Annotated in this window: 23 protein-coding genes; 13 read left to right on the top strand and 10 right to left on the bottom strand. The window is 64.0% G+C overall.

Annotated features, from left to right (window positions below):
- The first annotated feature begins 62 nt into the window (after positions 1-62).
- Positions 63-563: a protein-export chaperone SecB gene (gene secB, locus ABID26_RS30570; protein WP_059189571.1), complete on the top strand. Its 501-nt coding sequence runs from the start codon at positions 63-65 to the stop codon at positions 561-563.
- Between the two features lie 302 nt (positions 564-865).
- Here secB and dnaQ read toward each other — a convergent pair whose 3' ends face one another.
- The 5 genes from dnaQ to ABID26_RS30595 form a co-directional block, all read right to left on the bottom strand.
- Positions 866-1573: a DNA polymerase III subunit epsilon gene (dnaQ, locus tag ABID26_RS30575; RefSeq protein ID WP_126097017.1), complete on the bottom strand. Its 708-nt coding sequence runs from the start codon at positions 1571-1573 to the stop codon at positions 866-868.
- A gap of 74 nt (positions 1574-1647) precedes the next feature.
- Entirely contained in the window at positions 1648-2253 is a 606-nt protein-coding gene (gene coaE / locus ABID26_RS30580) for a dephospho-CoA kinase (RefSeq protein ID WP_126102482.1), read from the bottom strand.
- Between the two features lie 16 nt (positions 2254-2269).
- Positions 2270-3103, bottom strand: coding sequence for a shikimate dehydrogenase (locus ABID26_RS30585; protein WP_126097018.1), 834 nt, complete (start codon positions 3101-3103; stop codon positions 2270-2272).
- Entirely contained in the window at positions 3096-3695 is a 600-nt protein-coding gene (locus ABID26_RS30590) for a Maf-like protein (RefSeq protein ID WP_126097019.1), read from the bottom strand. Before ABID26_RS30590 ends, ABID26_RS30585 begins: the two co-directional genes overlap by 8 nt.
- A gap of 276 nt (positions 3696-3971) precedes the next feature.
- Positions 3972-4793 (bottom strand): pyruvate, water dikinase regulatory protein, encoded by an 822-nt coding sequence (locus ABID26_RS30595; protein WP_126097020.1) that lies wholly within the window; start codon positions 4791-4793, stop codon positions 3972-3974.
- A 495-nt stretch (positions 4794-5288) separates the two neighbouring features.
- Here ABID26_RS30595 and hemE point away from each other — a divergent pair, with 495 nt between their 5' ends.
- The 3 genes from hemE (at position 5289) to rho (ending at position 8282) form a co-directional block, all read left to right on the top strand.
- Positions 5289-6317, top strand: a complete 1029-nt coding sequence (gene hemE, locus ABID26_RS30600; protein WP_126097021.1) for a uroporphyrinogen decarboxylase — start codon at positions 5289-5291, stop codon at positions 6315-6317.
- A complete protein-coding gene (gene hemJ, locus ABID26_RS30605) occupies positions 6314-6850 on the top strand; it encodes a protoporphyrinogen oxidase HemJ (RefSeq protein WP_126097022.1) in 537 nt (178 codons plus the stop codon). The genes hemE and hemJ overlap by 4 nt, the downstream gene beginning before the upstream one ends.
- A 166-nt stretch (positions 6851-7016) precedes the next feature.
- On the top strand, positions 7017-8282 hold the full coding sequence (rho, locus tag ABID26_RS30610) for a transcription termination factor Rho (protein WP_126097023.1): 1266 nt from the start codon (positions 7017-7019) through the stop codon (positions 8280-8282).
- A gap of 313 nt (positions 8283-8595) precedes the next feature.
- On the opposite strand, the gene ABID26_RS30615 is transcribed toward rho, so the two are convergent.
- A complete protein-coding gene (locus ABID26_RS30615) occupies positions 8596-10614 on the bottom strand; it encodes a thioredoxin domain-containing protein (RefSeq protein WP_292303925.1) in 2019 nt (672 codons plus the stop codon).
- A gap of 65 nt (positions 10615-10679) precedes the next feature.
- Between ABID26_RS30615 and mnmE the strand changes: the two genes are divergently transcribed.
- The 5 genes from mnmE to ABID26_RS30640 all read left to right on the top strand — a co-directional run bounded on the left by mnmE (position 10680) and on the right by ABID26_RS30640 (position 16684).
- Positions 10680-11987 carry a tRNA uridine-5-carboxymethylaminomethyl(34) synthesis GTPase MnmE gene (mnmE, locus tag ABID26_RS30620; protein ID WP_126097024.1) on the top strand — a complete coding sequence of 436 codons (1308 nt, stop codon included), beginning with the start codon at positions 10680-10682 and terminating at the stop codon, positions 11985-11987.
- 416 nt (positions 11988-12403) lie between these two features.
- The gene (mnmG, locus tag ABID26_RS30625) at positions 12404-14278 is read left to right on the top strand and encodes a tRNA uridine-5-carboxymethylaminomethyl(34) synthesis enzyme MnmG (protein ID WP_126097025.1); all 1875 of its coding nucleotides are present in this window, start codon (positions 12404-12406) and stop codon (positions 14276-14278) included.
- A complete protein-coding gene (gene rsmG, locus ABID26_RS30630; RefSeq protein ID WP_126097026.1) occupies positions 14275-14910 on the top strand; it encodes a 16S rRNA (guanine(527)-N(7))-methyltransferase RsmG in 636 nt (211 codons plus the stop codon). Before mnmG ends, rsmG begins: the two co-directional genes overlap by 4 nt.
- A 17-nt stretch (positions 14911-14927) precedes the next feature.
- Positions 14928-15725: a ParA family protein gene (locus tag ABID26_RS30635; RefSeq protein ID WP_126097027.1), complete on the top strand. Its 798-nt coding sequence runs from the start codon at positions 14928-14930 to the stop codon at positions 15723-15725.
- Positions 15726-15793: 68 nt separating this feature from the next.
- Complete coding sequence (locus ABID26_RS30640; protein WP_126097028.1) at positions 15794-16684, top strand: ParB/RepB/Spo0J family partition protein; 891 nt, start codon at positions 15794-15796, stop codon at positions 16682-16684.
- A 300-nt stretch (positions 16685-16984) separates the two neighbouring features.
- Here the strand turns inward: ABID26_RS30640 and ABID26_RS30645 are convergent, their stop codons facing one another.
- The 3 genes from ABID26_RS30645 to ABID26_RS30655 form a co-directional block, all read right to left on the bottom strand.
- A complete protein-coding gene (locus tag ABID26_RS30645; RefSeq protein ID WP_126097029.1) occupies positions 16985-17272 on the bottom strand; it encodes a GIY-YIG nuclease family protein in 288 nt (95 codons plus the stop codon).
- Positions 17273-17537: 265 nt separating this feature from the next.
- Entirely contained in the window at positions 17538-18581 is a 1044-nt protein-coding gene (holA, locus tag ABID26_RS30650; RefSeq protein WP_126097030.1) for a DNA polymerase III subunit delta, read from the bottom strand.
- Positions 18582-18730: 149 nt separating this feature from the next.
- Positions 18731-19129, bottom strand: a complete 399-nt coding sequence (locus tag ABID26_RS30655; RefSeq protein ID WP_292342599.1) for a hypothetical protein — start codon at positions 19127-19129, stop codon at positions 18731-18733.
- Here ABID26_RS30655 and ABID26_RS30660 point away from each other — a divergent pair.
- From ABID26_RS30660 to lpdA, 4 genes are all read left to right on the top strand, one after another.
- The gene (locus tag ABID26_RS30660) at positions 19100-20332 is read left to right on the top strand and encodes a 3-methyl-2-oxobutanoate dehydrogenase (2-methylpropanoyl-transferring) subunit alpha (RefSeq protein WP_126097032.1); all 1233 of its coding nucleotides are present in this window, start codon (positions 19100-19102) and stop codon (positions 20330-20332) included. The genes ABID26_RS30655 and ABID26_RS30660 overlap by 30 nt on opposite strands.
- Before the next feature lie 2 nt (positions 20333-20334).
- Positions 20335-21348, top strand: a complete 1014-nt coding sequence (locus tag ABID26_RS30665) for an alpha-ketoacid dehydrogenase subunit beta (RefSeq protein ID WP_126097033.1) — start codon at positions 20335-20337, stop codon at positions 21346-21348.
- 15 nt (positions 21349-21363) lie between these two features.
- Positions 21364-22746 carry a dihydrolipoamide acetyltransferase family protein gene (locus ABID26_RS30670; RefSeq protein WP_354417364.1) on the top strand — a complete coding sequence of 461 codons (1383 nt, stop codon included), beginning with the start codon at positions 21364-21366 and terminating at the stop codon, positions 22744-22746.
- Between the two features lie 234 nt (positions 22747-22980).
- Complete coding sequence (gene lpdA / locus ABID26_RS30675) at positions 22981-24378, top strand: dihydrolipoyl dehydrogenase (RefSeq protein WP_126097034.1); 1398 nt, start codon at positions 22981-22983, stop codon at positions 24376-24378.
- Positions 24379-24639: 261 nt separating this feature from the next.
- Here lpdA and ABID26_RS30680 read toward each other — a convergent pair whose 3' ends face one another.
- A complete protein-coding gene (locus ABID26_RS30680) occupies positions 24640-25077 on the bottom strand; it encodes a metallopeptidase family protein (protein WP_126097035.1) in 438 nt (145 codons plus the stop codon).
- Between the last annotated feature and the right edge of the window lie 61 nt (positions 25078-25138).

Here is a 25138-nt window from a genome sequence, read left to right on the forward strand (position 1 = left end):
GTAGCGAACCCCCCGATTTCAATCCGGTCAGCAATGCTGCCCAGGCAAAAGGACAAAGGCTCATGGCCAGCAACGATGACGCCGCGGCAGGCGCCGCCAACGGCAACGGCAACCAGGCACAGCCCTCGCTCAACGTGCTTGCCCAGTATGTGAAGGACCTGTCCTTCGAAAGCCCCGGCGCGCCGAATTCGCTGCGCGGCCGCGACAAGGCTCCGGGCATCGCCATCAACGTCAACGTCAACGCAAATCCGCTCTCGGACAAGCAGTTCGACGTCAACCTGACCTTGAACGCCAAGGCCTCCTTCGACCAGGAAGTGCTGTTCAATGTCGAGCTGGTCTATGGCGGCGTCTTCGCCATCAGCGGCTTCCCGCAGGAGCACATGCTGCCGATCCTGTTCATCGAATGCCCGCGGCTTCTGTTCCCCTTCGCCCGCCAGATCATCGCGGACGCCACCCGCAACGGCGGCTTCCCGCCGCTGATGCTCGACCCGATCGATTTCGCGCAGATGTTCCAGCAGCGCATCGCCGAGGACCAGGCGGCGAGCAAGGTGCAGGTGAGCTGAGGGGCCTTCCCCTCTCTCCATCGAAAGCCCGGCTTCGCGCCGGGCTTTTTTGTTGTCTTCGACCTTCGCGATTTGCCGCTACGACAGCTCGGCCATCATCCTAGGGCGGAGCAAGGAGCGGAGCGACGCGCGCAGATCCTAGAATCCATGCCGTGACGCTAAGGCGTTGCAACGGTTACAGAATTCTGCACCGTTGCACTCTACGGCAGAGGTCACGGCATGGATACTCGGGTCAAGCCCGAGTATGACGACGTCATGAGCGTTTTCGGCTAATCTCTCGACGTGGCGCCAGAGACGGCCGCTCAACCCGCGGCGGCCACCTTCAGCCACAGCGCCTTTTCGCCGAGCGTGCCGACCAAACCGGCGTGAGCCGATCGATCCGCCTCGGTGAGGCGCGGCGGCAGGGCGATCGGCCTTGCGCCGATCGAGATATCGATGTCGGCCACCTCGCCGACGCCGTTCATCCGGACCGCCACGGCATCGAGGACAAGAGCCGCCTGCTTGCCGCCGATGAGCTCGATATAGACCTCGGCCAGCAATTCGGAGTCGAGCAGCGCGCCGTGCTTGGTGCGGCGGGTGTTGTCGATGCCGTAGCGCCGGCAGAGCGCGTCCAGCGAGTTCGGGCCCATCGGATGCTTGCGGCGCGCCAGCGCCAGCGTGTCAACGACGCGGCCGATATCGATGGCCGGATGGCCGAGCCGGCTGAATTCAAGGTTGAGGAAGCCGATATCGAAGGTGGCGTTGTGGGCGATCAGCTTGGCGCCGTCGGTGAAAGCCAGCCACTCCTCCACGACTTCCGTGAAGGTCGGCTTGCCGACCAGGTCGGCGGCGCTGATGCCGTGCACGGCCTGCGCCTCGGCATGGATGGCGCGGCCTTGCGGATTGATGAATTTGTGGAAGGTGCGGCCGGTCGGGAAGCGGTTGACCAGCTCGACGCCGCCGAGCTCGATGATGCGGTCATCACGCAAATCGAGGCCGGTGGTTTCCGTATCGAAGATAATCTCACGCATTCGAATCAGTCCGCTCTAAAAAGCAGAATCACAAACCAGAACAAAATGGCAATGGGGACTGCTGACAACAGGCGTCAGGAGCCGGCTTTACCGGACTTTTCCCCTGAGAGTTCGGCAATGATCGCGTCGACCGCCGCACGCGCGGCTTCAAAACCCTGGCCGGTGTCGACGATGAAATCGGCCTCACGGCGCTTTTCGGCGTCCGGCACTTGCTTGGCGAGAATCGCTTTCAATTTCGCTTCGCTCATGCCGGGCCGCGCCAGAACGCGGGCGCGCTGGATATCGGCGGGCGCGGTGACGACCACCACCTTGTTGACGCGGTTGCGGCCACCGGTTTCGAACAAGAGCGGAATGTCGAGCACCGCGACCGGCGCGCCGGCGGCGCGGTGCCTGGCCAGAAACGCGTCGGCGTCGGCGCGCACCAGCGGGTGGATGATCGTCTCCAGCGTCTTCAGCGCGGCCGGATCGCCCAACACCTTTTCGGCCAGCCTGGCGCGATCGACCACGCCCGCTTGCGTCGTGCCGGGGAACGCCGCTTCGACCAGCGGCGCGGCCTTGCCGGAATAGAGGCGATGCACGGTCTCGTCCGAATCATGCACCGGCACGCCGGCCTCGGCGAACATCTTTGCCGTGGTCGACTTGCCCATGCCGATCGATCCGGTGAGGCCGAGCACGATCATGTCCCCGCCCGTCATCTCAATGCGCTTCGATGTCGGCGACGATCATGCGCCGCAATTCCGGCGTCACTTCCGGCCGCTTGCCGAACCAGCGCTCGAAACCGGGCACCGCCTGATGCAGCAGCATGCCAAGACCATCGACCGTCTTCAGGCCGCGGGCGCTCGCCGCCGCCAGAAGCGGCGTTTCCAGCGGCACATAGACGATGTCGGTGACGATGGCGTGGCCGGGCAGCCCGGCCGGATCGGCGGCGAGGGTTTCGTTGCCATGCATGCCGAGCGCGGTGGTGTTGATGAGCAGGCCGGCATCGGCAAGCAATTCGCCGACCGCGCCGGCGCCATGCGCGGAAACCCCGGCGCCAAAGTGGTGGCCGAGTTCCTCGGCTCTCGCGAGCGTCCGATTGACGACGCGGATATCCTTGATGCCGCCCTCTTTCAGCGCATGGATCACCGCGCGGGACGCGCCGCCTGCTCCCAGCACCACGGCCGGGCCGTTTTTCGCCCACCCCGGCGCATGGTCATCGAGGTTGGCGGCAAAGCCGTAGCCGTCCGTATTGCCGCCCCAGAGAACGCCATCCTCGAACCACAGCGTATTGACGGCGCCGATTTCATCGGCCGCATGGTCGCGGCGGGCTACTCCGGCGAAAGCAGATTCCTTGTGCGGGATCGTGACATTGCCGCCGCGGTAGCCCTTCTCGGCCAGCGATTTCAGGAACGCCGCGAAATCCTCCGGCGCGACATCGATCGCCTGGTAGCTGCCGTCGATGCCGTATTTCGCCAGCCAATGGCCATGGATCTTCGGCGAGCGCGAATGCGCGATCGGATGTCCGGTGACGAAGGCCTTTTTCTCAACCATCGATCGCTCCCAATGCGCGCAGTTCCCCCAGCACCGGCAGAAGCGGCAGGCCGACGATCGTAAAATAGTCACCCTCGATCTTCTCGAAGAGCTGGATGCCTTCGCCCTCGACCTGGTAGGCGCCGACGCTTGCCAGCGCCTTGGCGCCGACGCGCGCCAAATGCCGGCCGATGAAGGCGGGATCGAGCTTGCGCATGGTGAGGCTGGCGACGCCGACATGGCGCCACAATACTTCGCCGTCGCGGCAGAGCACGGCGGCGCTGTTCAGCTGATGGGTCTTGCCTGACAAAGCCAGAAGATGCCTCCGCGCGCCTTCCATGTCGGCCGGCTTATGGAAGATTTCGTCGCCGAGCGACAGCGTCTGGTCGCAGCCCAGCACCAGCGCGCCCGGTCTGCGCTCGCTGACCTCGGTCGCTTTGGCCTCGGCGAGGATCGAAGCGACATCTTCGGGAGACACGCCGCTGTCCTGCAACGGCGCCTCGAGCGCGCGCTCGTCGACTTCCGCCGGCACCGCCTCGATGTCGAGCCCGGCATTGACGAGCATCGCCTTGCGGAACGGGCTGCCCGAAGCGAGGATGATTTTCTCGGCCATTTTTTCTCACGGACACAGCTACAGGAGGCTGGAGTTTCAGTCTGCTGCGCTGGCGCCGCCCCTCATTGTCCTGCCGGACATTTCTCCCCGTATAGTGACGGGGAGAAAGGGCAGCTTCAGCTCAAGGTGCTCTTTCCGCCACGCTGGTGTTTGGCGAAACCGTCGATGGCAGCGCCCCTCTCCCCGTCACTATACGGGGAGAGGATGCCGGCAGGCAGGTGAGGGGCGGCGCCGACCTCCGCCAAGGTGACTCGCAAAACTGGTTTCTTCGCTCATCTATCTCGTCTTCCCTCGCAGGGCAACGATGGCCGCTGCCGTTTCCTCGATCGAGCGGCGGCTGACGTCGATCATCGGCCAGCCATGCCTGGTGCAGAGCTGGCGCGCATAGGCGAGCTCCTCGTTGATCGCGGCGCGGTCGATATAGTCGGTCGATACATAGGGTGCGGTGTTGCCGAGGATGCGGTTCTGACGGACATGCGAGATGCGCTCGGCGGTGGCGACAAGGCCGACGATCAGCGGCGTCTTGGCGGCGATCAGGCTTTCCGGCAGCGGCACGCCGAGCACGATCGGAATGTTGGCGGTCTTGATGCCGCGATTGGCCAGATAGATGCTGGTCGGCGTCTTCGAGGTGCGCGAGATGCCGATCAGCACGATGTCGGCATCGTCCATATTGGCCGGCAGCTGGCCGTCGTCATGCTCCATGGTGAAATTCAGCGCATCGATGCGGCGGAAATATTCGGCGTCGAGCACATGCTGGGCGCCGACGCGCCGGCCGGCCGGGGTACCGAGATAGGACTGGAAGACGCTGAGCACCGGCTCCAGCACCGAAACGCAAGGCAGGCCCATGGCGGCGCAGCGCTCGTCGATCGAGCGCGCCAGCTTCTGGTCGACGACGGTGTAGAGAATTATGCCTGGTTCCTCCTCGATGTCCTCGAACACCTTGGCCACCTGCTTTTCGGTGCGGATCAACGGATAGATATGCTCGATGGCGCGCGCATCCTTGTACTGGGCGGACGCCGCGCGGCCGGCCGCCAGCAGCGTCTCGCCGGTGGCGTCCGAAATCAGATGCAGATGAAAGAAGCTCTGGGGTTTATTCACAAGCGCGGTTCCAGGCTGTGGGCTGTTGTGGACAAGGCTGGATGAAAAAGCCGATCCGGTGAAAGCGACTGTATCAGATGGCACCTTGTCCACAATTCGCCCCGCTGCAGGCTTTGCCGGGGCGCTGGGGACAAAACCGGGGATCAACTTTTCTTGGCCGATATCGTCCACAGCGCGAAGCCTGGGGCCAGGAAGCCAAGCTTTTGACTCGAAAGCCTGAATCCGGTTCGTCCCCAGATCCCTCCAATTTGCGAAAGAGCTTGCGCGACAATATGCTGACTGGCCTTTTCGAGCCGCAGGCTGGACAGGTCGCAACCACCACAACCAACAGACTCTTAGAATCAGAAGACTCTTTTGAAATAGATATTTGATTTAAGAGATAGCGCATGACCCCGAACCAGAGGTTCGGAAAGGATCATGCGCCAGATGATAAGTGCTACAGCGTCCTTTGCGCGTCTTAGGACGCGCGGCGCTGTAGAGAGAGGTCAGCGCTGGATGGCTGGGAAACGGATCATGCTGGACGTCCTCAAGGGCGAGACGGTTTCACCGCCGCCGCTCTGGATGATGCGTCAGGCAGGCCGCTATCTTCCGGAGTACCGCGAGACCCGGAAGCGGGCCGGATCCTTCCTCGATCTCTGCTACGATCCCGACCTTGCCGTCGAAGTAACGCTGCAGCCGATCGAACGCTTCGGCTTCGACGCCTCGATCCTGTTCTCCGACATCCTCGTCGTGCCCAACGCGCTGGGGCGGGAGGTTCGCTTCGAGGAGGGACACGGACCGATCCTGAAGCCGATCGCGGCGAGGGAGATTGCGGCCCTGAACGGCGAAACGTTTCACGTGAATCTCGAACCGGTCTATGAGACCGTTCGCCGGTTGCGCGCGAAACTGCCGGATGAAACGACGCTGATCGGCTTCTGCGGCGCGCCCTGGACGGTGGCGACCTACATGATTGCCGGCCACGGCACGCCGGACCAGGGACCGGCGCGGCTTTTCGCCTATCGCGAGCCGGAGGCCTTCGCGCGGCTTTTGAAGATACTGGCCGACCATTCGGCCGCCTATCTCATCCGCCAGATCGAGGCCGGGGCCGATGTGGTGCAGATTTTCGATTCCTGGTCGGGCGTTCTGGACGAGCCTTCTTTTGAAGCGTTCTGCGTCGAGCCGGTGGCCGATATCGTCCGGCAGGTGAAGGCGGTTCATCCCGACGTGCCGGTGATCGGATTTCCGAAAGGCGCCGGCGAGCGCTATCGCGACTACAGGAAGAAGACGGGGATCACCGGCCTCGGCCTCGACTGGACGGTGCCCTTGTCGATGGCGCGAGAGCTGCAAGGCGAAGGCGCGGTGCAGGGCAATCTCGATCCACTGCGGCTGGTCGCCGGCGGCAAGGCGCTGGCCGATGGCGTTGACGCTATCCTTCGACGCTTAAGCGACGGGCCGCTGATCTTCAATCTCGGCCACGGCATCACGCCGGAAACGCCGGTGGCGCATGTCGAGGCCATGGTGAAAATGGTGAGGAGCCGCCGATGATCGACGCGAGCAACGAGAACAGCGCCGGCCAGGCGATGAAGCGCATGACAATCGGCATCGTCGTTCTCGTCGTTCTGACGGCGCTCCTCTATTTCGCGGCACCCGACAGTTTCTATCCCTGGGCGAAAGCCATCCATGTGATTGCTGTCATCTCCTGGATGGCCGGCATGCTCTATCTGCCGCGGCTCTTCGTCTATCACGTCGAAGCCGAGAAGGGCTCGGTGCAATCCGAGACCTTCAAGGTGATGGAGCGCCGGCTGCTGAGAGCCATCATCAATCCGGCGATGATCGTGACCTGGGTTTTCGGGCTGTGGCTGGCCTGGAAAGGTTTCGGATTCCAGGGCGGCTGGCTGCACGCCAAGATCCTCGCGGTGCTGTTGCTTTCAGGGCTGCATGGCTATCTCGCCGGCGCGGTGCGGAAATTTGCCGAGGACAGGAACGAAAAACCAGCCAGGCACTGGCGGATCGTCAATGAGATCCCCACATTGCTGATGATCGTCATCGTCATCCTGGTCATCGTGAAGCCCTTCTGAGGCTCAAACGACCCCGCAAAAGGCGGCTTGCTCTTTTAGGCGACCGACGATAAAAGACGGGTCTTCCTTCCCGTCATGCGCCGCCCCTTTTCTCGCTTTCGGCCGCGCCCGGCATTTGTCGCATTCAGCCGATTTTTCTCCCCAAAGCCTACCCAGAGTCTATCTAATGCAAGAAATGAAACTCACCGAGTTCAAGAATAAGAAGCCGCCAGAGCTGATCGCCTATGCCGAATCGCTCGAGGTGGAAAACGCCAGCGTCATGCGCAAGCAGGAGCTGATGTTCGCGATCCTGAAGAAGCTCGCGGCCCAGGACGTCGAGATCATCGGCGACGGCGTTGTAGAGGTGCTGCAGGACGGTTTCGGCTTCCTGCGCTCGGCCAATGCCAACTACCTGCCAGGTCCAGACGACATCTATATTTCGCCGTCGCAGATCAGGCGCTTTTCGCTGAAGACCGGCGATACGGTCGAAGGGCCGATCCGCAGCCCGAAAGAGGGCGAGCGCTACTTCGCGCTGCTCAAGGTCAACACCATCAATTTCGACGATCCGGAAAAGATCCGGCACAAGATCCATTTCGACAATCTGACGCCGCTCTATCCCACCTCGCGGCTGAAGATGGAGGTCGACAATCCGCCCACCAAGGACATATCGCCTCGTGTGATCGACCTGGTGGCGCCGATCGGCAAGGGCCAGCGCGCGCTGATCAACGCACAGCCGCGCACCGGTAAGACGGTGCTTTTGCAGAACATCGCGCACTCGATCACCGCCAATCATCCGGAATGCTATCTGATCGTGCTTCTGATCGACGAACGTCCGGAGGAAGTGACCGACATGCAGCGCTCGGTGAAGGGCGAGGTGATCTCCTCGACCTTCGACGAGCCGGCGGCCCGCCACGTGCAGGTCGCGGAAATGGTGATCGAGAAGGCCAAGCGCCTGGTCGAGCATGGCCGCGATGTCGTGATCCTGCTCGATTCGATCACCCGCCTCGGCCGCGCCTACAACACCGTGGTGCCGTCATCCGGCAAGGTGCTGACCGGTGGTGTCGACGCCAACGCGCTGCAGCGGCCGAAGCGCTTCTTCGGTGCCGCCCGCAACATCGAGGAAGGCGGCTCTCTCACCATCATCGCCACCGCGCTGATCGATACCGGCAGCCGCATGGACGAAGTCATCTTCGAAGAGTTCAAGGGTACCGGCAACTGCGAAATCCAGCTCGACCGCAAGGTGGCGGACAAGCGCATCTATCCGGCGATCGACATCCTGAAATCCGGCACCCGCAAGGAAGACCTTTTGGTGCCGCGGTCGGACCTGCAGAAGATCTTCGTGCTGCGCCGGATTCTCGCGCCGATGGGAACGACCGACGCGATCGAGTTCCTCATCGACAAGCTCAAGCAGACCAAGACCAACGGCGACTTCTTCGATTCGATGAATACGTGATCGGGCTACCCTCCCCCTTGTGGGGAGGGTCGGCTCGCGAAGCGGAAAAGCTCGATTGCTGGTGGCAAATCGCGGGAGTTCGCGCTGCCCCTCATTGCCCTGCCGGGCATTTCTCCCCGTAAACGGGGAGAAAGAGGCAGCTGCGGCCGCAGCGCTCCCTCGTGCAACGTTGGCAATTGGCGAAATCGGTGGCGACGGCGCCCTTCTCCCCGTTCTACGGGGAGAAGATGGCGGCAGCCAGATGAGGGGCGGCGCCGACGTTAGACATCAAGGCAATCCGAGAAATTGGGTTAGGCCTCATATGCCGCTCAGCCTACCTTCGCCGCAGCAGCTTCTCCAACTCATCCGGCTCCGTGACCACCGGCAGGCACACCTGCCCGCTGCAGAGCCAGGCGCCCGGTTTGTCGGTCGGCGGCAGCACGCCGCCCGGCAGGAGCGGCCGATTCGCTTGCGTACCGATCGGCACGACAATGTCGACCCGACGCGGGTCGGGATTTCGATTCACCACCGGAACGAGGCTTGAGGAGTCTAGCTTGTCTATAATGACGAGCTTCAGCGGCTCAAGCGCCAGCGCGCAGGCGTTGACGATGCCGGCCTGGCCATAAGCCTGTTGCGCGGCGCGGCCCATGGCGTGCTCGGCTGTCGCCCAGGCCTTTTCCCAGAGCTTGGGATCGCCGGCGAGCGAAGAGAGCCGCACCAGTGCCTCGACGATCTGGCTTGTGGCCGAGGGGATCGCCTCGTCGACATCGCCGCGGATGCGGATCGGGACATCGCCGCTGTCCGATGCCGTCAGATAGTAGCCGGTCTTCTCGCCGTCCTGATGCCAGCGGTCGAGCTCACCGACGAACTGTTGGGCGTGGTCCGAATAAGCCGGATCGCCGGTCGCCTCGAACAGCGCGATCGCCGCATTGGTCATAGCCGCGTAATCGCTCGACAAGGCGGGAAAAAGCTTTTTCGCGCCGAGCATCGAATGCGGCAGGCGTCCTACTTCGCCGGCGGTGACGATATGGGCGAAAGCCTTTGCCGCGGCTCCGACCCATTCGGGCCTTGCGAAGGCGCGGCCGGCTTCCGCAAGGGCGGCGATCATCAACCCGTTCCAGTCGGTGAGGGCCTTGCCGTCACGGCCGGGCCTGACGCGCTTGTCGCGGGCCGACAGAAGTTTCGCCTTGAGCGGCGCGAGTTGGCCGTATTCGGCGATGCCTTGTCTTTGCTGAGCTTCGCTCTGGCGAATGATCGGCTTGCCCTCCCAGCCATGCGGGGCGGCCAACTCGAAATACCGGAAGAACACGGCGGCATCGCTGCCGAGCCCGGTTTCGACCTCTTGCCTGCTCCAGGTGTAAAAGAGCCCCTCCTCACCCTCGCTGTCGGCATCGAGGCTGGCGGCGAAGGCGCCGCCTTCGACCCGCATCTCGCGCAGCAGCCAGGCGACGGTTTCCTCGATTCGTATCCGGAACAAATCGTTGCCCGTTGCCGCGTAGGCCCAGTTGCACATGCGAATCAGCTGGGCGTTGTCGTAGAGCATTTTTTCGAAATGCGGCACCAGCCATTCGGCATCGGTCGAATAGCGGCTGAGGCCTCCGCCAAGATGATCGTAGATGCCGCCGGCAAGCATTTTTTCCAGGCTGATGAGCACCGCATTGCGATGCGCGGCTTGGCCGTCACGCAGCCAGGACAGCCACAGGCTGTGCATGAACGGCGCGTTCGGGAATTTCGGCGCCCCGCGCAAACCGCCGAGATTGCGGTCGATCATGCCGTCGATGCGGTTGCTGAGATCGGCAAGCGCGTCGCGGTCGAGCACGGCCTTGCCTTTTGCGCCAGCAAGCCGCTGCTCGACATGGGTTGTCAGGCCATCGGCGCTCTCGGCGAGGCTTTGCTGTTTTTCCCGCCAGGCCTTGTCGACCGCTTCCAGCACCTGGATGAAGCCAGGCCGGCCATAGCGTGCCTCGCGCGGAAAATAGGTGCCGCCCCAGAAAGGCTTGCCGTCGGGGGTGAGGAACATGGTCAGTGGCCAGCCGCCCTGCTCGCCCATCGCATGGAGCGCGGCCATATAGATCTGATCGATGTCCGGGCGCTCCTCACGATCGACCTTGATATTGACGAAGAGCCGGTTCATGACGGCGGCGACGGTGTCGTTCTCGAAGCTCTCATGCGCCATGACATGGCACCAGTGGCACGCGGCGTAGCCGATGGACAGAAGGATCGGCCGTTTCAGCTCCTTCGCTTCGGCAAGGGCCGCCGGCGCCCAGGCCCGCCAATGCACGGGATTGTCGCTGTGCTGTTGCAAATAGGGGCTGGCCTCTTCGGCAAGCAGGTTTCGCGCGGGCAAGGTCACGATGAGCGGCTCGGCATTGTGGGTTTGATAGGTCAAAGGCTAGGGCGCTTCAGCAGGTCCGGCAAATGGTTTCCAAAGATTCAATCGTAGCGCTTTCGAGCGGCCGCCTGCCTGCCGGCATTGCCGTGATCCGCATTTCCGGCCCGAAGACTCGATTCGTAGTCGAAACCATGGTTGGGGCCGTTAAGGATCGATTCACCACGTTGCGCAGCCTCAGAGCGCCCGACGGCTCGATCATCGACCACGGGCTTGTCGTTTTCTTCCCCGGGCCGGGCAGCTTTACCGGCGAGGATGTTGCGGAGTTCCATGTCCACGGCAGCCGGGCGGTGGCCGCGAAAATGCTGGAGACGATCACCGGCTTCGAAGGCGTCAGGCATGCCGAGCCCGGCGAATTCACGCGGCGCGCCTTCCTCAACGGCAAGCTCGACCTCACCGAGACAGAAGCACTGGCCGATCTCGTCAATGCCGAGACCGAGGCGCAACGGCGTTTTGCCATGCGCAATGCCGAGGGGGCGCAGAGCGAGCTTTATTCGAGTTGGCGCCGCCGATTGATCCATGCGCGGGCGATGATCGAAGCGGAGATCGATTTTGCCGACGAAGAGGATGTGCCGGGGTCCGTTTCGGAGGCAGTCTGGTCCGACGTGGCGGCAATGATCGATGAGATTGAGCGCCACATCCAGGGGTTCAAGGCTGCTGAGATCATCCGCGACGGTTTTGAGGTCGTCATTCTCGGCGCGCCGAATGCCGGAAAGTCCAGCCTGTTCAACGCGCTGGCCAAACGCGAGGCGGCGATCGTCACAGATGAACCGGGCACCACCCGCGATCTGCTCGAAGTGGTGCTGGATCTTAATGGGATGCGGGTGCGTATCGTCGACACGGCCGGCCTGCGCGAGACGGCCGGAAGAGTGGAGACGATCGGCATCGAGAGGGCGCGCGCCAAGGCCGGCGGGGCGGACCTTGTCCTGCTGTTGGAGGACATAGTCGATCCGCAGCCCGTGGGCGTGGTTCCGACAGGCGTGCCACTGCTGAAGATCGGCACGAAGGCCGATCTCAAGGGCGTAAGCAATGGTGGCTATGATTGGATCATCTCGTCCAAGGACGGCATCGGGCTTTCCGGTCTGCTGGATGAGATCGGCCGCCGTGCCGCCATGGCGATCGGAGATGCAAGCGACGTCCTGCCGTCCAGGCTGCGCCATGTCGAGCTGCTGAAGGAAGCGAAGGATTTTCTCGCGGCCGCCTTGGCGGAACAGGGGCAGGAGCTGCGTGCGGAGGAATTGCGATTGGCCACGGATCGACTTGGTCGGATCGTCGGCGCGGTCGATGTCGAGGACATGCTCGATGTCATCTTTTCGCAGTTCTGCATCGGTAAATGATTCACGTGAAACACGGTGCCTTTGCGGGGCGTGGATGATTCACGTGAAACAGCGGCAGGATGTGGCGGGTGCATGTTTCACGTGAAACGAGTCATCCGACGCGTCTGATTGCCAGAGGCCGGCGCCGCCCCTCACCTGCCTGCCGGCATCCTCTCCCCGTATAGGGACGGGGAGAGGAGCGCTCTCATGGACGGTTTCGCCAATCGCCGACGTTGCAAGTTGAGAGTCGACGTCGCGGCCAGCCCCTTCTCCCGTCCCTATACGGGGAGAAGGTGCCGGCAGGCGGATGAAGGGCAGCGCCGACGCCTGAGACGAGTGGCACCCTGGCCACGGCCGTCACTCCCGCACTGTCGCCTTGACACCGACCGCCGTCGGGGACATGTGTCAACCGACCTCTGAAACCGGATTCTTGGATAATGACCAATCACTATGATGTGGTGGTGGTGGGCGGCGGCCATGCGGGATGCGAGGCGGCAAGCGCCGCCGCGCGCGCCGGCGCCAGGACCGCGCTGGTGACGCTGCGCTTCGACACGATCGGCGTCATGTCCTGCAACCCAGCCATAGGCGGTCTGGGCAAGGGACACCTGGTGCGCGAGATCGACGCCATGGACGGGCTGATGGGCCGCATCGCCGACGCCGCCGGCATCCAGTTCCGCCTGCTCAACCGCCGCAAGGGCCCGGCCGTGCGCGGCCCGCGCACGCAGGCCGACCGCAAGCTCTACCGCCTTGCCATGCAGGCCGCGATCCGCTCGCAGGCCAATCTGGACGTGGTCGAGGGCGAGGTTCTGGACCTCGAGATTGAAGACGGTCGGGTTGCGGCTGTGCTGGTGTCAGGCGACCGGCGGCTCGCCTGCGGGGCCGTGGTGCTGACGACTGGCACCTTCCTGCGCGGCCTGATCCATATCGGCGAAAAAAAGATCGTCGCCGGCCGCATGAACGAGCAGGCAAGCCACGGGCTGTCGGCGACGATGGCTCGTGCCGGCTTCAAGCTGGGGCGGCTGAAGACCGGGACGCCCCCTCGCCTCGACGGCCGCACCATCGACTGGGCTTCGCTGGACAGCCAGGCGGCGGACGAGGATCCGGTGCCGTTCTCGCTGATGACAGACCGGATCGTTAATCCGCAGATCCATTGCGGCATCACCCGCACCATGACGGCGACTCATGAGTTGATTCGCCTCAATTTGAACCGGTCGGCGATGTATTCCGGTTCGATCGAAGGTGTCGGGCCGCGCTACTGCCCGTCGATCGAAGACAAGATCGTCAAGTTCGGCGACCGCGAAGGCCACCAGATTTTTCTCGAGCCGGAAGGCCTCGACGACGACACCGTCTATCCGAACGGCATCTCGACCTCGCTGCCGGAAGACGTGCAGCTCGATATTCTGAAGACGATCCCCGGGCTGGAGAAGGCGACGATGCTGCAACCCGGCTATGCCATCGAGTATGACCATGTCGATCCCCGCGAGCTCAAGACAACGCTGGAGACGAAGCGCGTCAGCGGTCTGTTTCTGGCCGGGCAGATCAACGGCACCACCGGCTATGAAGAGGCCGGCGCGCAAGGCTTGCTTGCCGGCATCAATGCCGCGCGCAAAGCCTCGGCAAGCGAGCCGGTCGTGCTCAGCCGCACCGATGCCTATATCGGCGTGATGGTCGACGACCTGACCAGCCGCGGCATCGCCGAGCCCTACCGCATGTTCACGTCACGGGCCGAGTTCCGGCTTTCGCTGCGCGCCGACAACGCCGACGAGCGGCTGACGCCGCTGGCGGCGAAGCTCGGGATTGCGTCGTCGGAGCGCCAGCAGCGCTTTGGCGAGATTGCCGGAAAGCTCGACCACGCCCGGGCGTTGGCTAAGTCGATCACCTTCACGCCGAACGAAGCGGGACGACATGGCCTGGAGATCAACAAGGACGGCGTGCGGCGCTCGGCCTATGAGCTGCTCGCCCATCCGGGCGTGGACATGGCCTGGCTGGCACGTATCGAAGCCCGCTTTGCCGGGCTTGACGCTAAGACCAGAGAGCGGCTCGAGACCGAAGCAAAATATTCCGTCTACTTGGAACGCCAGCAAGCGGATGTCTCGCAGATCAGGCATGAGGAGTCGCGGCTTATTCCGGAGAGCATCGACTTCTCCGATGTGCCGGGCCTCTCCAACGAGTTGAAGCAGAAGATGAAGTCGCGCCAGCCGCGCTCGATCGCCGATGCGCAGCGCATGGAAGGCATGACGCCGGCCGCGCTCGCAGTCATTGTCGCGCATGTCCGCAATGCCGAACTCGCCGCGCGAAGGGACGTGGCGTGAGCGGCTGGGAAGACCTGCAGAAAGCGGCGGGTCCGGTTTCACGTGAAACATTCGAGCGGCTGCAAGCCTTCGAACAGCTTTTCCTGAAATGGAACCGCAGCATCAACCTGGCGGCGCCGTCGACACTGGACGACGTCTGGCGCCGTCACATCCTGGACAGCGCCCAGCTTGCGCGAATCGCACCTGCAGCCAAGCGTTGGGTGGACCTCGGCTCGGGTGGCGGCTTTCCCGGATTGGTGCTGGGTTTCCTGCTAGCCGAGCGCCCAGGCGCTTCGATCTCTCTGGTCGAGAGCAACCGCAAGAAGGCGGCGTTCCTGCAATCAGTCATCGGTCAGTTCGGCCTGCCGGCGCGGGTCCTGGCCAAACGTATCGACGATAGCTATCCCCTTGTTTCCGCACCTGAAATTGTCACCGCTCGAGCCCTGGCTGCGCTTCCCGACCTGCTGGATCTCGCGGCACCTTGGCTGACGAAAGGGGCGCGCGCGCTTTTCCACAAAGGCCGGGATTACCGGGCCGAAGTGGAAGAAAGCGCTCACCGCTGGGCCTTCGATCTGGTAGAACATCCAAGCATGACCGACCCTCACGGCGTCATCCTGGAAATCACCGATCTGCGCCCGGCGAAACCGCAATGAATTACTGGCATAAACCCATGAAAACTGGACCGCGTATCATCACCGTCGCCAACCAGAAGGGCGGCGTCGGCAAGACGACCACGGCCATCAACCTGGCGACGGCGCTGGCCGCGATCGGCGAGCGCGTGCTGATCGTCGACCTCGACCCGCAGGGTAACGCCAGCACCGGCCTCGGCATCGACCGCAAGGACCGCACCGTCTCGTCCTACGACGTGCTGACCGGCGAGTTGGAGCTGGAAGCGGCCGCGGTGCCGACCGCGGTGCCGGGCTTGTCCATCGTGCCTTCGACGCTCGACCTGCTCGGCATCGAGATGGAGATCGCCTCGGCCCCCGACCGGGCGCTGCGCCTGCGCAACGCGCTGCGCGACGCCGCCGAGCGAGCGGCGCCTTTCGGCTATGTGCTGATCGACTGTCCGCCGTCGCTCAACCTTTTGACTTTGAATTCAATGGCGGCGGCTGATTCGGTTCTTGTGCCGCTGCAGTGCGAGTTCTTCGCGCTGGAAGGCCTCAGCCAGTTGCTGGAGACGGTCGAGCAGGTGCGGCGCACGATCAATCCGGATCTCACCATCCAGGGCATCGTGCTCACCATGTATGACGGCCGCAACAACCTCGCCAACCAGGTGGTTCAGGACGTGCGCACCCATATGGGCGACAAGGTCTATGAGACGATCATTCCGCGCAATGTTCGCGTCTCCGAAGCGCCCTCCTACGGCAAGCCGGCGATCCTCTACGATCTCAAATGCTCGGGCAGCCAGGCCTATCTGCAGCTCGCCTCCGAAGTGATCCGCCGCGAGCGCAAGCTGCGCGCGGCCTGAGCCGGGCTGACAGGCCAAATCCCTTTAACGAATAGCCGATTCGATTCCGAAACGATCTGGACAGAATAATGAGCGAAGACCAATCAAGAAAAAGACTGGGCCGCGGCCTGGCTGCGCTGATCGGCGAGATCGACCGTCCCGCGGCGCCGGAAAAGCCGAGCGCGGTCGCGGCGGACGGCAAAGTGCCAATCGAGTTCGTCAGCCCGAACCCGAAGAATCCGCGCCGGCATTTCGGCGACGCCGAGCTCATCGACCTCGCCCAGTCGATTCGCGAACATGGCGTGGTGCAGCCGGTGGTGGCGCGGCCGTCGCCGTCGCAGCCCGGCCGCTACGAGATCATCGCCGGCGAGCGGCGCTGGCGGGCGGCGCAGCGCGCCGGCCTGACGGAAATCCCGCTCATCGTGCGCGACGTCAACGACCGCACGGCGCTGGAGCTGGCAATCATCGAGAACGTGCAGCGCGCCGACCTCAACCCGGTCGAGGAGGCGCAAGGTTACCAGCAGCTGATCGACGAGCATGGCTATACCCAGGCCGATCTCGGCCAGGTGATCGGCAAGAGCCGCAGCCATGTCGCCAACACGCTGCGGCTCTTGAAGCTGCCCAATGTCATCCATGACATGCTGGTCGACGGCGATCTGTCGGCCGGTCATGCCCGCACGCTGGTCACCGCCGAGGATCCGGCCGGCCTCGCCAAGCGCATCGTCAAGGAAGGGCTTTCTGTGCGCCAGGCCGAGGCGCTGGTGCAGATGCCCGCCGGACCGACGCCGGCCAAGGCGAAATCCGCGGCCAGTGCGCCGGAGAAAGATCCCGACACGCTGGCGCTGGAAAAGCTGATGACCGATACGATCGGCATGATCGTGAGCATCGAGCACAAGGGCAAAGGTGGCACGCTCAAGGTCAATTATCGCTCGCTGGACCAGCTCGACGAGCTCTGCCGGCGATTGAAGGATGAGCGGTAGGGTGTTGAAGTGCAACGATATTTTGCCGGCTAATGAAGTTTTGGCTCAAGGGTGGATACGCCTGATATATTGGTGATAGCTGAGACAGGGCTGGCCGCGACACCGGCCCTTTTCGTTGGCGATTGGCGAAAGCGGCGGCGCTGCCACTCCGTCCTTGCGGGAATGCCCCGGCAGGGCAGAGGCGGGGCGCTATAGCGCCGGCTTCCTTCGTCATTCTAGGGCGGAGCAAGGAGCGAAGCGACGCGCGCAGACCCTAGAATCCATGCCGTGACGCCCGAGCACCGCAGCGGCGCAGAACGATCACCAGCCAATTCCGCGAAACAGCTCGAACCATTCCGGATTGGTCTTCTCGATCAATTCAATCTTCCATTGGCGTGGCCAGCGTTTCAATGACGTCTCTCGCTGGATGGCGTCGGTGATGTCGAAGTATTCCTCGTACCAGACCAAACGCTGCACGCCGTAGCGGCTGGTGAAGCTGGAGCCTTGGCCGGTCTTGTGCTCGGGCATGCGACGGGCAAGGTCGCTGGTGACACCGATATAGATCGTGCCGCCTTTCTGGCTTGCGGTCATGTAGACGTAGCCTGTCATGCTGCGATCTTAGCTGGCACTGTCGCCAGCCGCCATTCTGAACCGTTGCATTCTGCGGCCAATGTCACGGCATGGATTCTAGGGTCTGCGCGCCGCTTCGCGTCGCTTCGCCCTAGAATGAGGAAGGACAAGCTGGCGGGGCAGCGCCCTCCTCTGTCCTGCCCGTCCTTCGCAGCACCTGCGCTGCGGCTATGGAGGGTAGACAGGACATCTCCACCACAAGGGGGAGATCGGCAGCTCTGCCGCTTTCGCCAATCGCCGGCGTTTACCGCTGCCCCAGCCTCGCGCTCTCCACCGCGATGCCGAGCAGCGCCTGCCTTGCCAGCGCCTCCGACAAATCCGGCCGCTTGCGCGTCTGCAGCACCGCCGTCTGCAGCCGGTTCAGCGCGCGGCCGAGCGCCTCAACGTTCCAGCGCTCGAGCGTCTTTTCCACCAGCTTGCGGCGCGAGAAGAAGACCGGCGGGCGGGCGCCTGCGACGACCGAGGCGGCGTTGCGGCCGCCCGATTCCATCTGGCCGCGCATGACTTGCATCGCCTGCAATTGCCGCATCGCCGAGGACAGCACCAGGAACGGATGGCCGCCCGACTGGCAATGCCGGGTAAACGCAACGTCGAAATCGCCGACCTTGCCGTCGAGCATGGCGTCGACCGCGTCGTCGAAGGAGGCGCCGGAAACATCGCCCGACAAGGCATTCACGTCGTCGAGGTCGATTTCCTTTTTGCCGTGGGCATAAAGCACCAGCTTGTCTATCTCGCCGCGCGAGGCCAGGCGATCGCCGCCGAGATTGCGGCGCAGCGCCTGGCGGGCGTCGAGCGTCATCGACATGCCAGCCTTGCGCAGCTCGTCGTCGATCACCGTATCGAGGTCGCGGGCCTCGTCGGCATAGCAAGGCAGGGCAATGGCGTTGCCTGCGGCCTCGACGATGGCTCTCAAGCCCGTGCCCTTCTTCAGATCGCCGGCCTCGATGAGAATGATCGCGTCGCGCGCCGGCTCGGCGGTCAGCGCCTTTATGTCGTCGGCCAGCGCCTTCTGGCCGCTGGCGTTGCGCACCCAAAGCAGCCGCCGGTCGGAAAACATCGGCACTGTGCGCGCCTCGTCGAGCAGCCGGCCTTCGTCGCGGTCGACCTCCGCGCCGTCGAGCTTGACCACCGAGAACGGGTCGTCTAGCGGCAGGCCGGTCTTCGTGGCGAAAGTCTTCGCCCGCTCGGCGACCAGGCCGCGGTCGGGACCGTAAAGCAGGACGATCCCAATAGCGGGGTCCGGCTTCGCGAGCCACGAATCGACCTCGTATCCTTTCTTCTGTGCCATGCGGGGTGAGTTAGCATGAGGCGCGAGCGGAGTGAACGGAGAAGCGGCTCTGGTTCTTCCTTCTCCCCTTGTGAGAGAAGGTGTCGCCGAAGGCGACGGATGAGGGGTGTTCCAGGGAACGCCAGCGTCTCACTCCGCTGGAACACCCCTCATCCGTCTCGGCGCTGCGCGCCGATCCACCTTCTCCCACAAGGGGAGAAGGGGCTGGCCACCGCCTTGGCGCCTTTCTTGCGACGCTGAAGATTGGCGAAATCTGCCAGCGCTGCCAAACTTGGCCGCCGACCGAACCAACCGCCGCTTTGCCGCCTCTTGCGCCTAAACGGTTCCAGCCATTCGCCAAATTGCGCGCCGCCTGAAAACATCGACAAGAAATTTCGCCGCCATATCTGCATCTTGTCGCCGCGCGCCGCGTCGGTCTTCAAAGGCCGGTGGCCGAGAGGACGGCCGCCATCTCGCCCGATGAAATCGCGGCGCGGATGTGCAAATATCGCACCGGCAACATTGGAGGACGTGAGCTCATGGCCGATGCTGGAATGTTGCGCTTTCATGTGCCGGAGCCCGAGGTTCGGCCCGGCGGCACGCCCGACTTCTCGAATGTGACCATCCCCAAGGCCGGCTCGGTGCCGCGCCCGGAGATCGATGTCGATCCGCGCGCCATCCGCGACATGGCCTTCTCCATCATCCGCGTGCTCAACCGCGCCGGCGAAGCGGTCGGGCCGTGGGCCGGGCTGCTCACCGACGAGGAGTTGCTCGAAGGCTTGCGCAACATGATGCGGCTCAGAACCTTCGATGCCCGCATGCAGATGGCGCAGCGCCAGGGCAAGACCTCCTTCTACATGCAGCATCTCGGCGAAGAAGCGGTGAGCTGCGCCTTCCGCAAGGCGCTCAAGCCGGGCGACATGAATTTCCCGACCTATCGACAAGCCGGCCTGCTGATTGCCGACGGCTATCCGATGGTCACGATGATGAACCAGATCTACTCCAACGAGGCCGACCCGCTGAAGGGCAGGCAGCTGCCGATCATGTATTCCTCGAAGGAGCACGGCTTCTTCTCGATCTCAGGCAATCTGGCGACGCAGTATATTCAGGCGGTCGGCTGGGCGATGGCCTCGGCGATCTCCAACGATTCCCGCATCGCCGCGGCCTGGATCGGCGACGGCTCGACGGCGGAATCCGATTTCCATGCGGCCCTGGTCTTCGCCTCGACCTACAAGGCGCCGGTCGTGCTCAATGTCGTCAATAACCAGTGGGCGATATCCACTTTCCAGGGCATAGCGCGCGGCGGCTCCGGCACCTTCGCGGCGCGCGGCCTCGGCTTCGGGATTCCTTCGCTGCGCGTCGACGGCAACGATTATCTTGCCGTCCATGCCGTGGCCAAATGGGCGGCGGAGCGGGCGCGGAAGAATCTCGGGCCGACGCTGGTCGAATATGTCACCTATCGCGTCGGCGCTCATTCGAGCTCGGACGATCCGTCCGCCTACCGGCCGAAGGCCGAATCCGACGCCTGGCCGCTCGGCGACCCGATCATCCGGCTGAAGAACCACCTCATCCACAGAGGCGTCTGGTCGGAGGATCGCCACACTCAGGCGGAGGCCGAGATCCTTGAGACCGTGATCGCGGCGCAGAAGGAGGCCGAAAGCCACGGCACGCTGCATGCCGGCGGCAAGCCGTCGACGCGCGACATGTTCGAGGGCGTCTATGCCGAGATGCCGCCGCATCTCAGGCGCCAGCGCCAGCAGGCGGGGGTCTGACCATGCCAAGAAAAACCATGATCGAGGCGATCCGCGACGCCATGGATGTCTCGATGGCGCGCGACGAGCGCGTCATCGTCTATGGCGAGGATGTCGGCTTTTTCGGCGGCGTCTTCCGCTGCACGCAAGGCCTGCAGGCCAAATATGGCAAGAGCCGCTGCTTCGACGCGCCGATCAGCGAAGCCGGCATCGTCGGTTCGGCCATCGGCATGGCCGCCTATGGGCTTCGCCCTTGCGTGGAGGTGCAGTTTGCCGACTATGTCTATCCGGCTTATGACCAGATCGTGTCGGAGGCGGCGCGGCTGCGCTACCGCTCCAACAATGATTTCACCTGCCCGATCGTGGTGCGCATGCCGACCGGCGGCGGCATCTTTGGCGGCCAGACGCACAGCCAGAGTCCAGAGGCGCTGTTCACGCATGTGTCGGGCCTGAAGACGGTGGTGCCGTCCAATCCGCACGACGCCAAGGGACTGCTGATTTCGGCGATCGAGGATCCGGACCCGGTCATCTTCCTCGAGCCGAAGCGGCTCTATAACGGCCCCTTCGACGGCCATCACGACCGGCCGGTGACGCCATGGTCGAAGCACCGGCTCGGCGAGGTCGCCGACGGGCACTATACGATCCCGCTCGGCAAGGCGGCGATCCGGAGGCCCGGTTCGGCGGTTACCGTTCTGGCCTACGGCACCATGGTCTACGTCGCCGAGGCCGCCGCCGAAGAAACCGGCATCGACGCCGAGATCATCGATCTCAGGACGCTTCTGCCGCTCGACCTCGACACCATCGTCGCCTCGGTGAAGAAGACCGGGCGCTGCGTGGTCGTGCATGAGGCGACGCTGACCTCCGGCTTTGGCGCCGAACTGGTCGCGCTGGTGCAGGAAAACTGCTTCTACCATCTGGAGGCACCGGTGGCGCGGGTCGCCGGCTGGGACACGCCCTATCCGCATGCGCAGGAGTGGGAGTATTTCCCCGGCCCCGCGCGGGTCGGGCGCGCGCTCGTCGAGACCATGGAAGCTTAGAGCGGGGAGGCTTAGTTGGGCGAACATATCATCAAGCTGCCCGATGTCGGCGAAGGCGTCGCCGAGGCCGAGCTCGTCGAGTGGCACGTCAAGGTCGGCGACCTCGTGCGCGAGGACACGGTTCTGGCCGCCGTCATGACCGACAAGGCAACCGTCGAGATCCCGTCGCCGGTCGACGGCGAGATCCTTTGGCTCGGCGCCGAGATCGGCGACACGGTGGCGATCGGCTCGCCGATCGTGCGGCTGAAAGTGGCCGGCGAAGGCAATGTCGTGGCGGGTGCGAAATCGCCGGAGACGGCGCCGACCCCCACCCCTGGCCCCTCCCCACAAGGGGAAGGGGAACGCGCTTCGACCGCCAAGGCAGACACCAAGCCGGCTATGAGCTCATCCAAAAAGGCTTCCCCGGGGAAAGTTGAGCCGGCGATGGCCACAGCCTCCCCCTCCCTCGTGGGGGGAGGGGCTAAGGGTGGGGGTGCTGCGACGGCGTCTGCTGGTTCAGCGCCGACTTCCGGCGCGCCGCGCGCCGAAGGCGACAAGCCGCTGGCCTCGCCTGCCGTCCGGCTTCGCGCGAAGGAAGCCGGCATCGATCTTCGCCAGGTTCCGGGCAGCGGCCCAGCCGGGCGCATCAGCCATGAGGACATCGAGGCTTTTCTGGCGCGCGGCCCGCAGCTTGCCCGCGCCACCGGCCTTGCCCCGAAGGACGGCGTCGAGGACATCAAGGTGGTCGGCTTGCGGCGCAAGATCGCCGAGAAAATGTCGCTCGCCAAATCGCGCATCCCTCATATCACCTATGTCGAGGAGATCGACGTCACGGCGCTGGAAGAGCTGCGCGCCACGCTCAACAAGGACAAGCGCGGTGATCGCGCAAAACTGACGCTGCTGCCGTTCCTGATGCGGGCGATGGTCAAGGCGATCGCCGACCAGCCGAACCTCAACGCGCTGTTCGACGACGATGCCGGCATCATCCACCAGCATGAAGGCATCCATATCGGCATCGCCGCGCAGACGCCCACCGGGCTGGTGGTGCCGGTGGTCAAGCACGCCGAGGCGCGAGATCTGTGGGACTGCGCCGCGGAGGTCAACCGGCTGGCCGATGCGGCCAAGTCCGGCACGGCGACGCGGGACGAGCTTTCCGGCTCGACCATCACCATCACCTCGCTCGGCGCCATGGGCGGCGTGGCGACGACGCCGGTCATCAACTATCCGGAAGTCGCGATCGTCGGCGTCAACAAGATGATGGTGCGGCCGGTGTGGGACGGCACGCAGTTCATTCCCCGCAAGATGATGAACCTGTCGTCCAGCTTCGACCATCGCGTCATCGACGGCTGGGATGCCGCGGTGTTCGTGCAGCGTATCAAGGCGTTGCTTGAGACGCCGGCGCTGATCTTCGTGGATTGAGGGGATGGGGTCGATCTCGAACGTTGCGGCGCCGGCATATGGGCTCCCCCTTCTCCCCTTGTGGGAGAAGGGGGAGCCGAAGGCGACGGATGAGGGGTGCTCCAGGGAACGCCAGCGTCTCACTCCGCTGGAACACCCCTCATCCGTCTCGGCGCTATCGCGCCGATCCACCTTCTCCCACAAGGGGAGAAGGGAAAAGCGCGCGGCGGCCTTCGCCGAAAGGAAGCAGTCGTCATGAAAGAGATCTCCTGCAAGCTGCTCGTCATCGGCGCCGGTCCCGGCGGTTATGTCTCAGCCATCCGTGCCGGCCAGCTCGGCGTCGACACGGTGATCGTCGAGGTTGCCAAGCCGGGCGGCACCTGCCTCAATGTCGGCTGCATCCCGTCCAAGGCGCTTATCCACGCCGCGGAGGAGTTCGAGAAGATCGCGCATATGGCCGGCGGCAAGAGCATGCTTGGCATTTCGGTTGCCCCGCCGACACTCGACCTCATGAAAACGATCGCCTGGAAGGATGGTATCGTTAGCCGGCTGAACAGCGGCGTTGCCGGCCTGCTCAAGAAGGCCAGGGTCAAGACCGTGCATGGCTGGGCGACGTTTCGCGACGGCAAGACCGTCGAGGTCGAGACCGAGACCGGGATCCAGGTCATCCGCGCCGAGACGGTGGTGATCGCCACCGGCTCGGCCGCGGTCGAATTGCCGTTCCTGCCTTTCGGCGGTCCGGTCATCTCGTCGACCGAGGCGCTGGCGCTGAGCGAAGTGCCGAAGACGCTTGCCGTGGTCGGCGGCGGCTATATCGGGCTGGAGCTCGGCATGGCCTTTGCCAAGATGGGCTCTCATGTCACCGTGGTCGAAGCGCTGCCGCGCGTGCTTGCGCAGTACGATGCGGAATTGACCAGGCCGGTGCTCAAACGTCTGGGCGAGCTTGGCATCGAGGTGATGACGGAGGCAAAGGCCAAGGGGCTGTCGACCAAGGGCGATGCGCTGCTGGTCGAAGCGACCGACGGCAAGGATGCCAAGGTCGCCGCCGACAAGATCTTGGTCACGGTCGGCCGCAAGCCGCTGACCGATGGCTGGGGGCTGGATCAGATCGATCTGGACATGGCGGGAAAATTCATCCGCATCGACGACCAATGCCGGACCTCGATGCGCGGCATCTATGCCATCGGCGACGTCACCGGCGAGCCGATGCTGGCGCATCGCGCCATGGCGCAGGGCGAGATGGTGGCCGAGATCGTCGCCGGCCACAAAAGAAGCTGGGACAAGCGCGCGATCCCGGCAATCTGCTTCACCGATCCCGAGCTGGTCACGGCCGGCCTGTCACCGGAAGAGGCGAAGGCGCAAGCCGGCGAGATCAAGGTCGGGCAGTTTCCCTTCGCCGCCAACGGCCGCGCCATGACCAAGCAAGGCGAGGACGGCTTCGTGCGCGTCGTCGCCCGCGCCGACAATCATCTGGTGCTCGGTATCCAGGCGGTCGGGCAAGGCGTGTCGGAACTGTCGGCGGCCTTCGGCCTGGCGCTCGAAATGGGCGCGCGGCTGGAGGACATCGCCGGCACCATTCACGCCCATCCGACGCAGGGCGAAGGTTTCCAGGAAGCGGCGCTGAAGGCGCTCGGGCACGCGCTGCATATTTAGGGAATAGACCGCATCCCCGTAACTTCGTCATCCTAGGGCGGAGCAAGGAGCGGAGCGACGCGCGCAGACCCTAGGATCCATGCCGTGTCCTCTGTCGAAAGACGCCACGGATCAGAAGGTGGCGGAACCGTCTGGGATCGAGTAGCCGAAAGGCCGCGATGATAGTTCTGCGCCGCTGGAACACTGTGCCAAGGTAACGGCATGGATCCTAGGGTCTACACTCCGCTTCGCGTCGCTCCGCCCTAGGATGACGAGGTGCGCTCACCCCGCCGCCGCCTGCTCCGCCGCTTCCTCGATCCGCTCCATGTCGTCGTCCGACAGGCCGAAATGATGGCCGATCTCGTGGACCAGCACATGGGTGACGATGTCGCCCAGCGTCTCCTCGTTCTCGGCCCAGTAGTCGAGGATGGCGCGGCGGTAGAGCGTGATGCGGTTCGGCCCCTCGCCGGTCTGCGGGTTCCAGCGCTCGGCGATGCCGCGTCCCTCGAACAGGCCGAGCAGGTCGAAGGGCGTCTCCAGCGACAGGTCGTCCATGATCTCGTCGGTCGGGAAGTCGGCGATCTGGATGACGATCTCGCCGGTGAGCTTGCGGAACTCTTCCGGCAGATGCGCATATGCCTCCAGAGCCAGAAGCTCCATTTCCTCCATCGACGGCGAGAGTTGGTCGTGCCAGGTGCGGGTCTTGTAGATGCGGGCCATGAGGTTTCCTTTGATCCCGGCATATAGGCTTTCGCGCCGATTGAGGCAAATGAGCCGGCTG

Source organism: Mesorhizobium shonense (assembly GCF_040545255.1).
Classification (GTDB): domain Bacteria; phylum Pseudomonadota; class Alphaproteobacteria; order Rhizobiales; family Rhizobiaceae; genus Mesorhizobium; species Mesorhizobium shonense.

What these genes read in the sequence shown, in the direction of transcription:
- secB (WP_059189571.1), top strand. Translation starts at nt 63, where the DNA reads ATGGCCAGCAACGATGACGCCGCGGCAGGCGCCGCCAACGGCAACGGC.
- lpdA (WP_126097034.1), top strand. Translation starts at nt 22,981, where the DNA reads ATGAAAGAGATCTCCTGCAAGCTGCTCGTCATCGGCGCCGGTCCCGGC.
- dnaQ (WP_126097017.1), bottom strand. Translation starts at nt 1,573, where the DNA reads ATGCGTGAGATTATCTTCGATACGGAAACCACCGGCCTCGATTTGCGT.
- hemJ (WP_126097022.1), top strand. Translation starts at nt 6,314, where the DNA reads ATGATCGACGCGAGCAACGAGAACAGCGCCGGCCAGGCGATGAAGCGC.
- ABID26_RS30660 (WP_126097032.1), top strand. Translation starts at nt 19,100, where the DNA reads ATGGCCGATGCTGGAATGTTGCGCTTTCATGTGCCGGAGCCCGAGGTT.
- holA (WP_126097030.1), bottom strand. Translation starts at nt 18,581, where the DNA reads ATGGCACAGAAGAAAGGATACGAGGTCGATTCGTGGCTCGCGAAGCCG.
- ABID26_RS30585 (WP_126097018.1), bottom strand. Translation starts at nt 3,103, where the DNA reads ATGGTTGAGAAAAAGGCCTTCGTCACCGGACATCCGATCGCGCATTCG.
- mnmE (WP_126097024.1), top strand. Translation starts at nt 10,680, where the DNA reads ATGGTTTCCAAAGATTCAATCGTAGCGCTTTCGAGCGGCCGCCTGCCT.
- rho (WP_126097023.1), top strand. Translation starts at nt 7,017, where the DNA reads ATGCAAGAAATGAAACTCACCGAGTTCAAGAATAAGAAGCCGCCAGAG.
- ABID26_RS30655 (WP_292342599.1), bottom strand. Translation starts at nt 19,129, where the DNA reads ATGAAAGCGCAACATTCCAGCATCGGCCATGAGCTCACGTCCTCCAAT.
- ABID26_RS30645 (WP_126097029.1), bottom strand. Translation starts at nt 17,272, where the DNA reads ATGACAGGCTACGTCTACATGACCGCAAGCCAGAAAGGCGGCACGATC.
- hemE (WP_126097021.1), top strand. Translation starts at nt 5,289, where the DNA reads ATGGCTGGGAAACGGATCATGCTGGACGTCCTCAAGGGCGAGACGGTT.
- mnmG (WP_126097025.1), top strand. Translation starts at nt 12,404, where the DNA reads ATGACCAATCACTATGATGTGGTGGTGGTGGGCGGCGGCCATGCGGGA.
- ABID26_RS30635 (WP_126097027.1), top strand. Translation starts at nt 14,928, where the DNA reads ATGAAAACTGGACCGCGTATCATCACCGTCGCCAACCAGAAGGGCGGC.
- ABID26_RS30590 (WP_126097019.1), bottom strand. Translation starts at nt 3,695, where the DNA reads ATGGCCGAGAAAATCATCCTCGCTTCGGGCAGCCCGTTCCGCAAGGCG.
- ABID26_RS30680 (WP_126097035.1), bottom strand. Translation starts at nt 25,077, where the DNA reads ATGGCCCGCATCTACAAGACCCGCACCTGGCACGACCAACTCTCGCCG.
- ABID26_RS30640 (WP_126097028.1), top strand. Translation starts at nt 15,794, where the DNA reads ATGAGCGAAGACCAATCAAGAAAAAGACTGGGCCGCGGCCTGGCTGCG.
- coaE (WP_126102482.1), bottom strand. Translation starts at nt 2,253, where the DNA reads ATGATCGTGCTCGGCCTCACCGGATCGATCGGCATGGGCAAGTCGACC.
- ABID26_RS30665 (WP_126097033.1), top strand. Translation starts at nt 20,335, where the DNA reads ATGCCAAGAAAAACCATGATCGAGGCGATCCGCGACGCCATGGATGTC.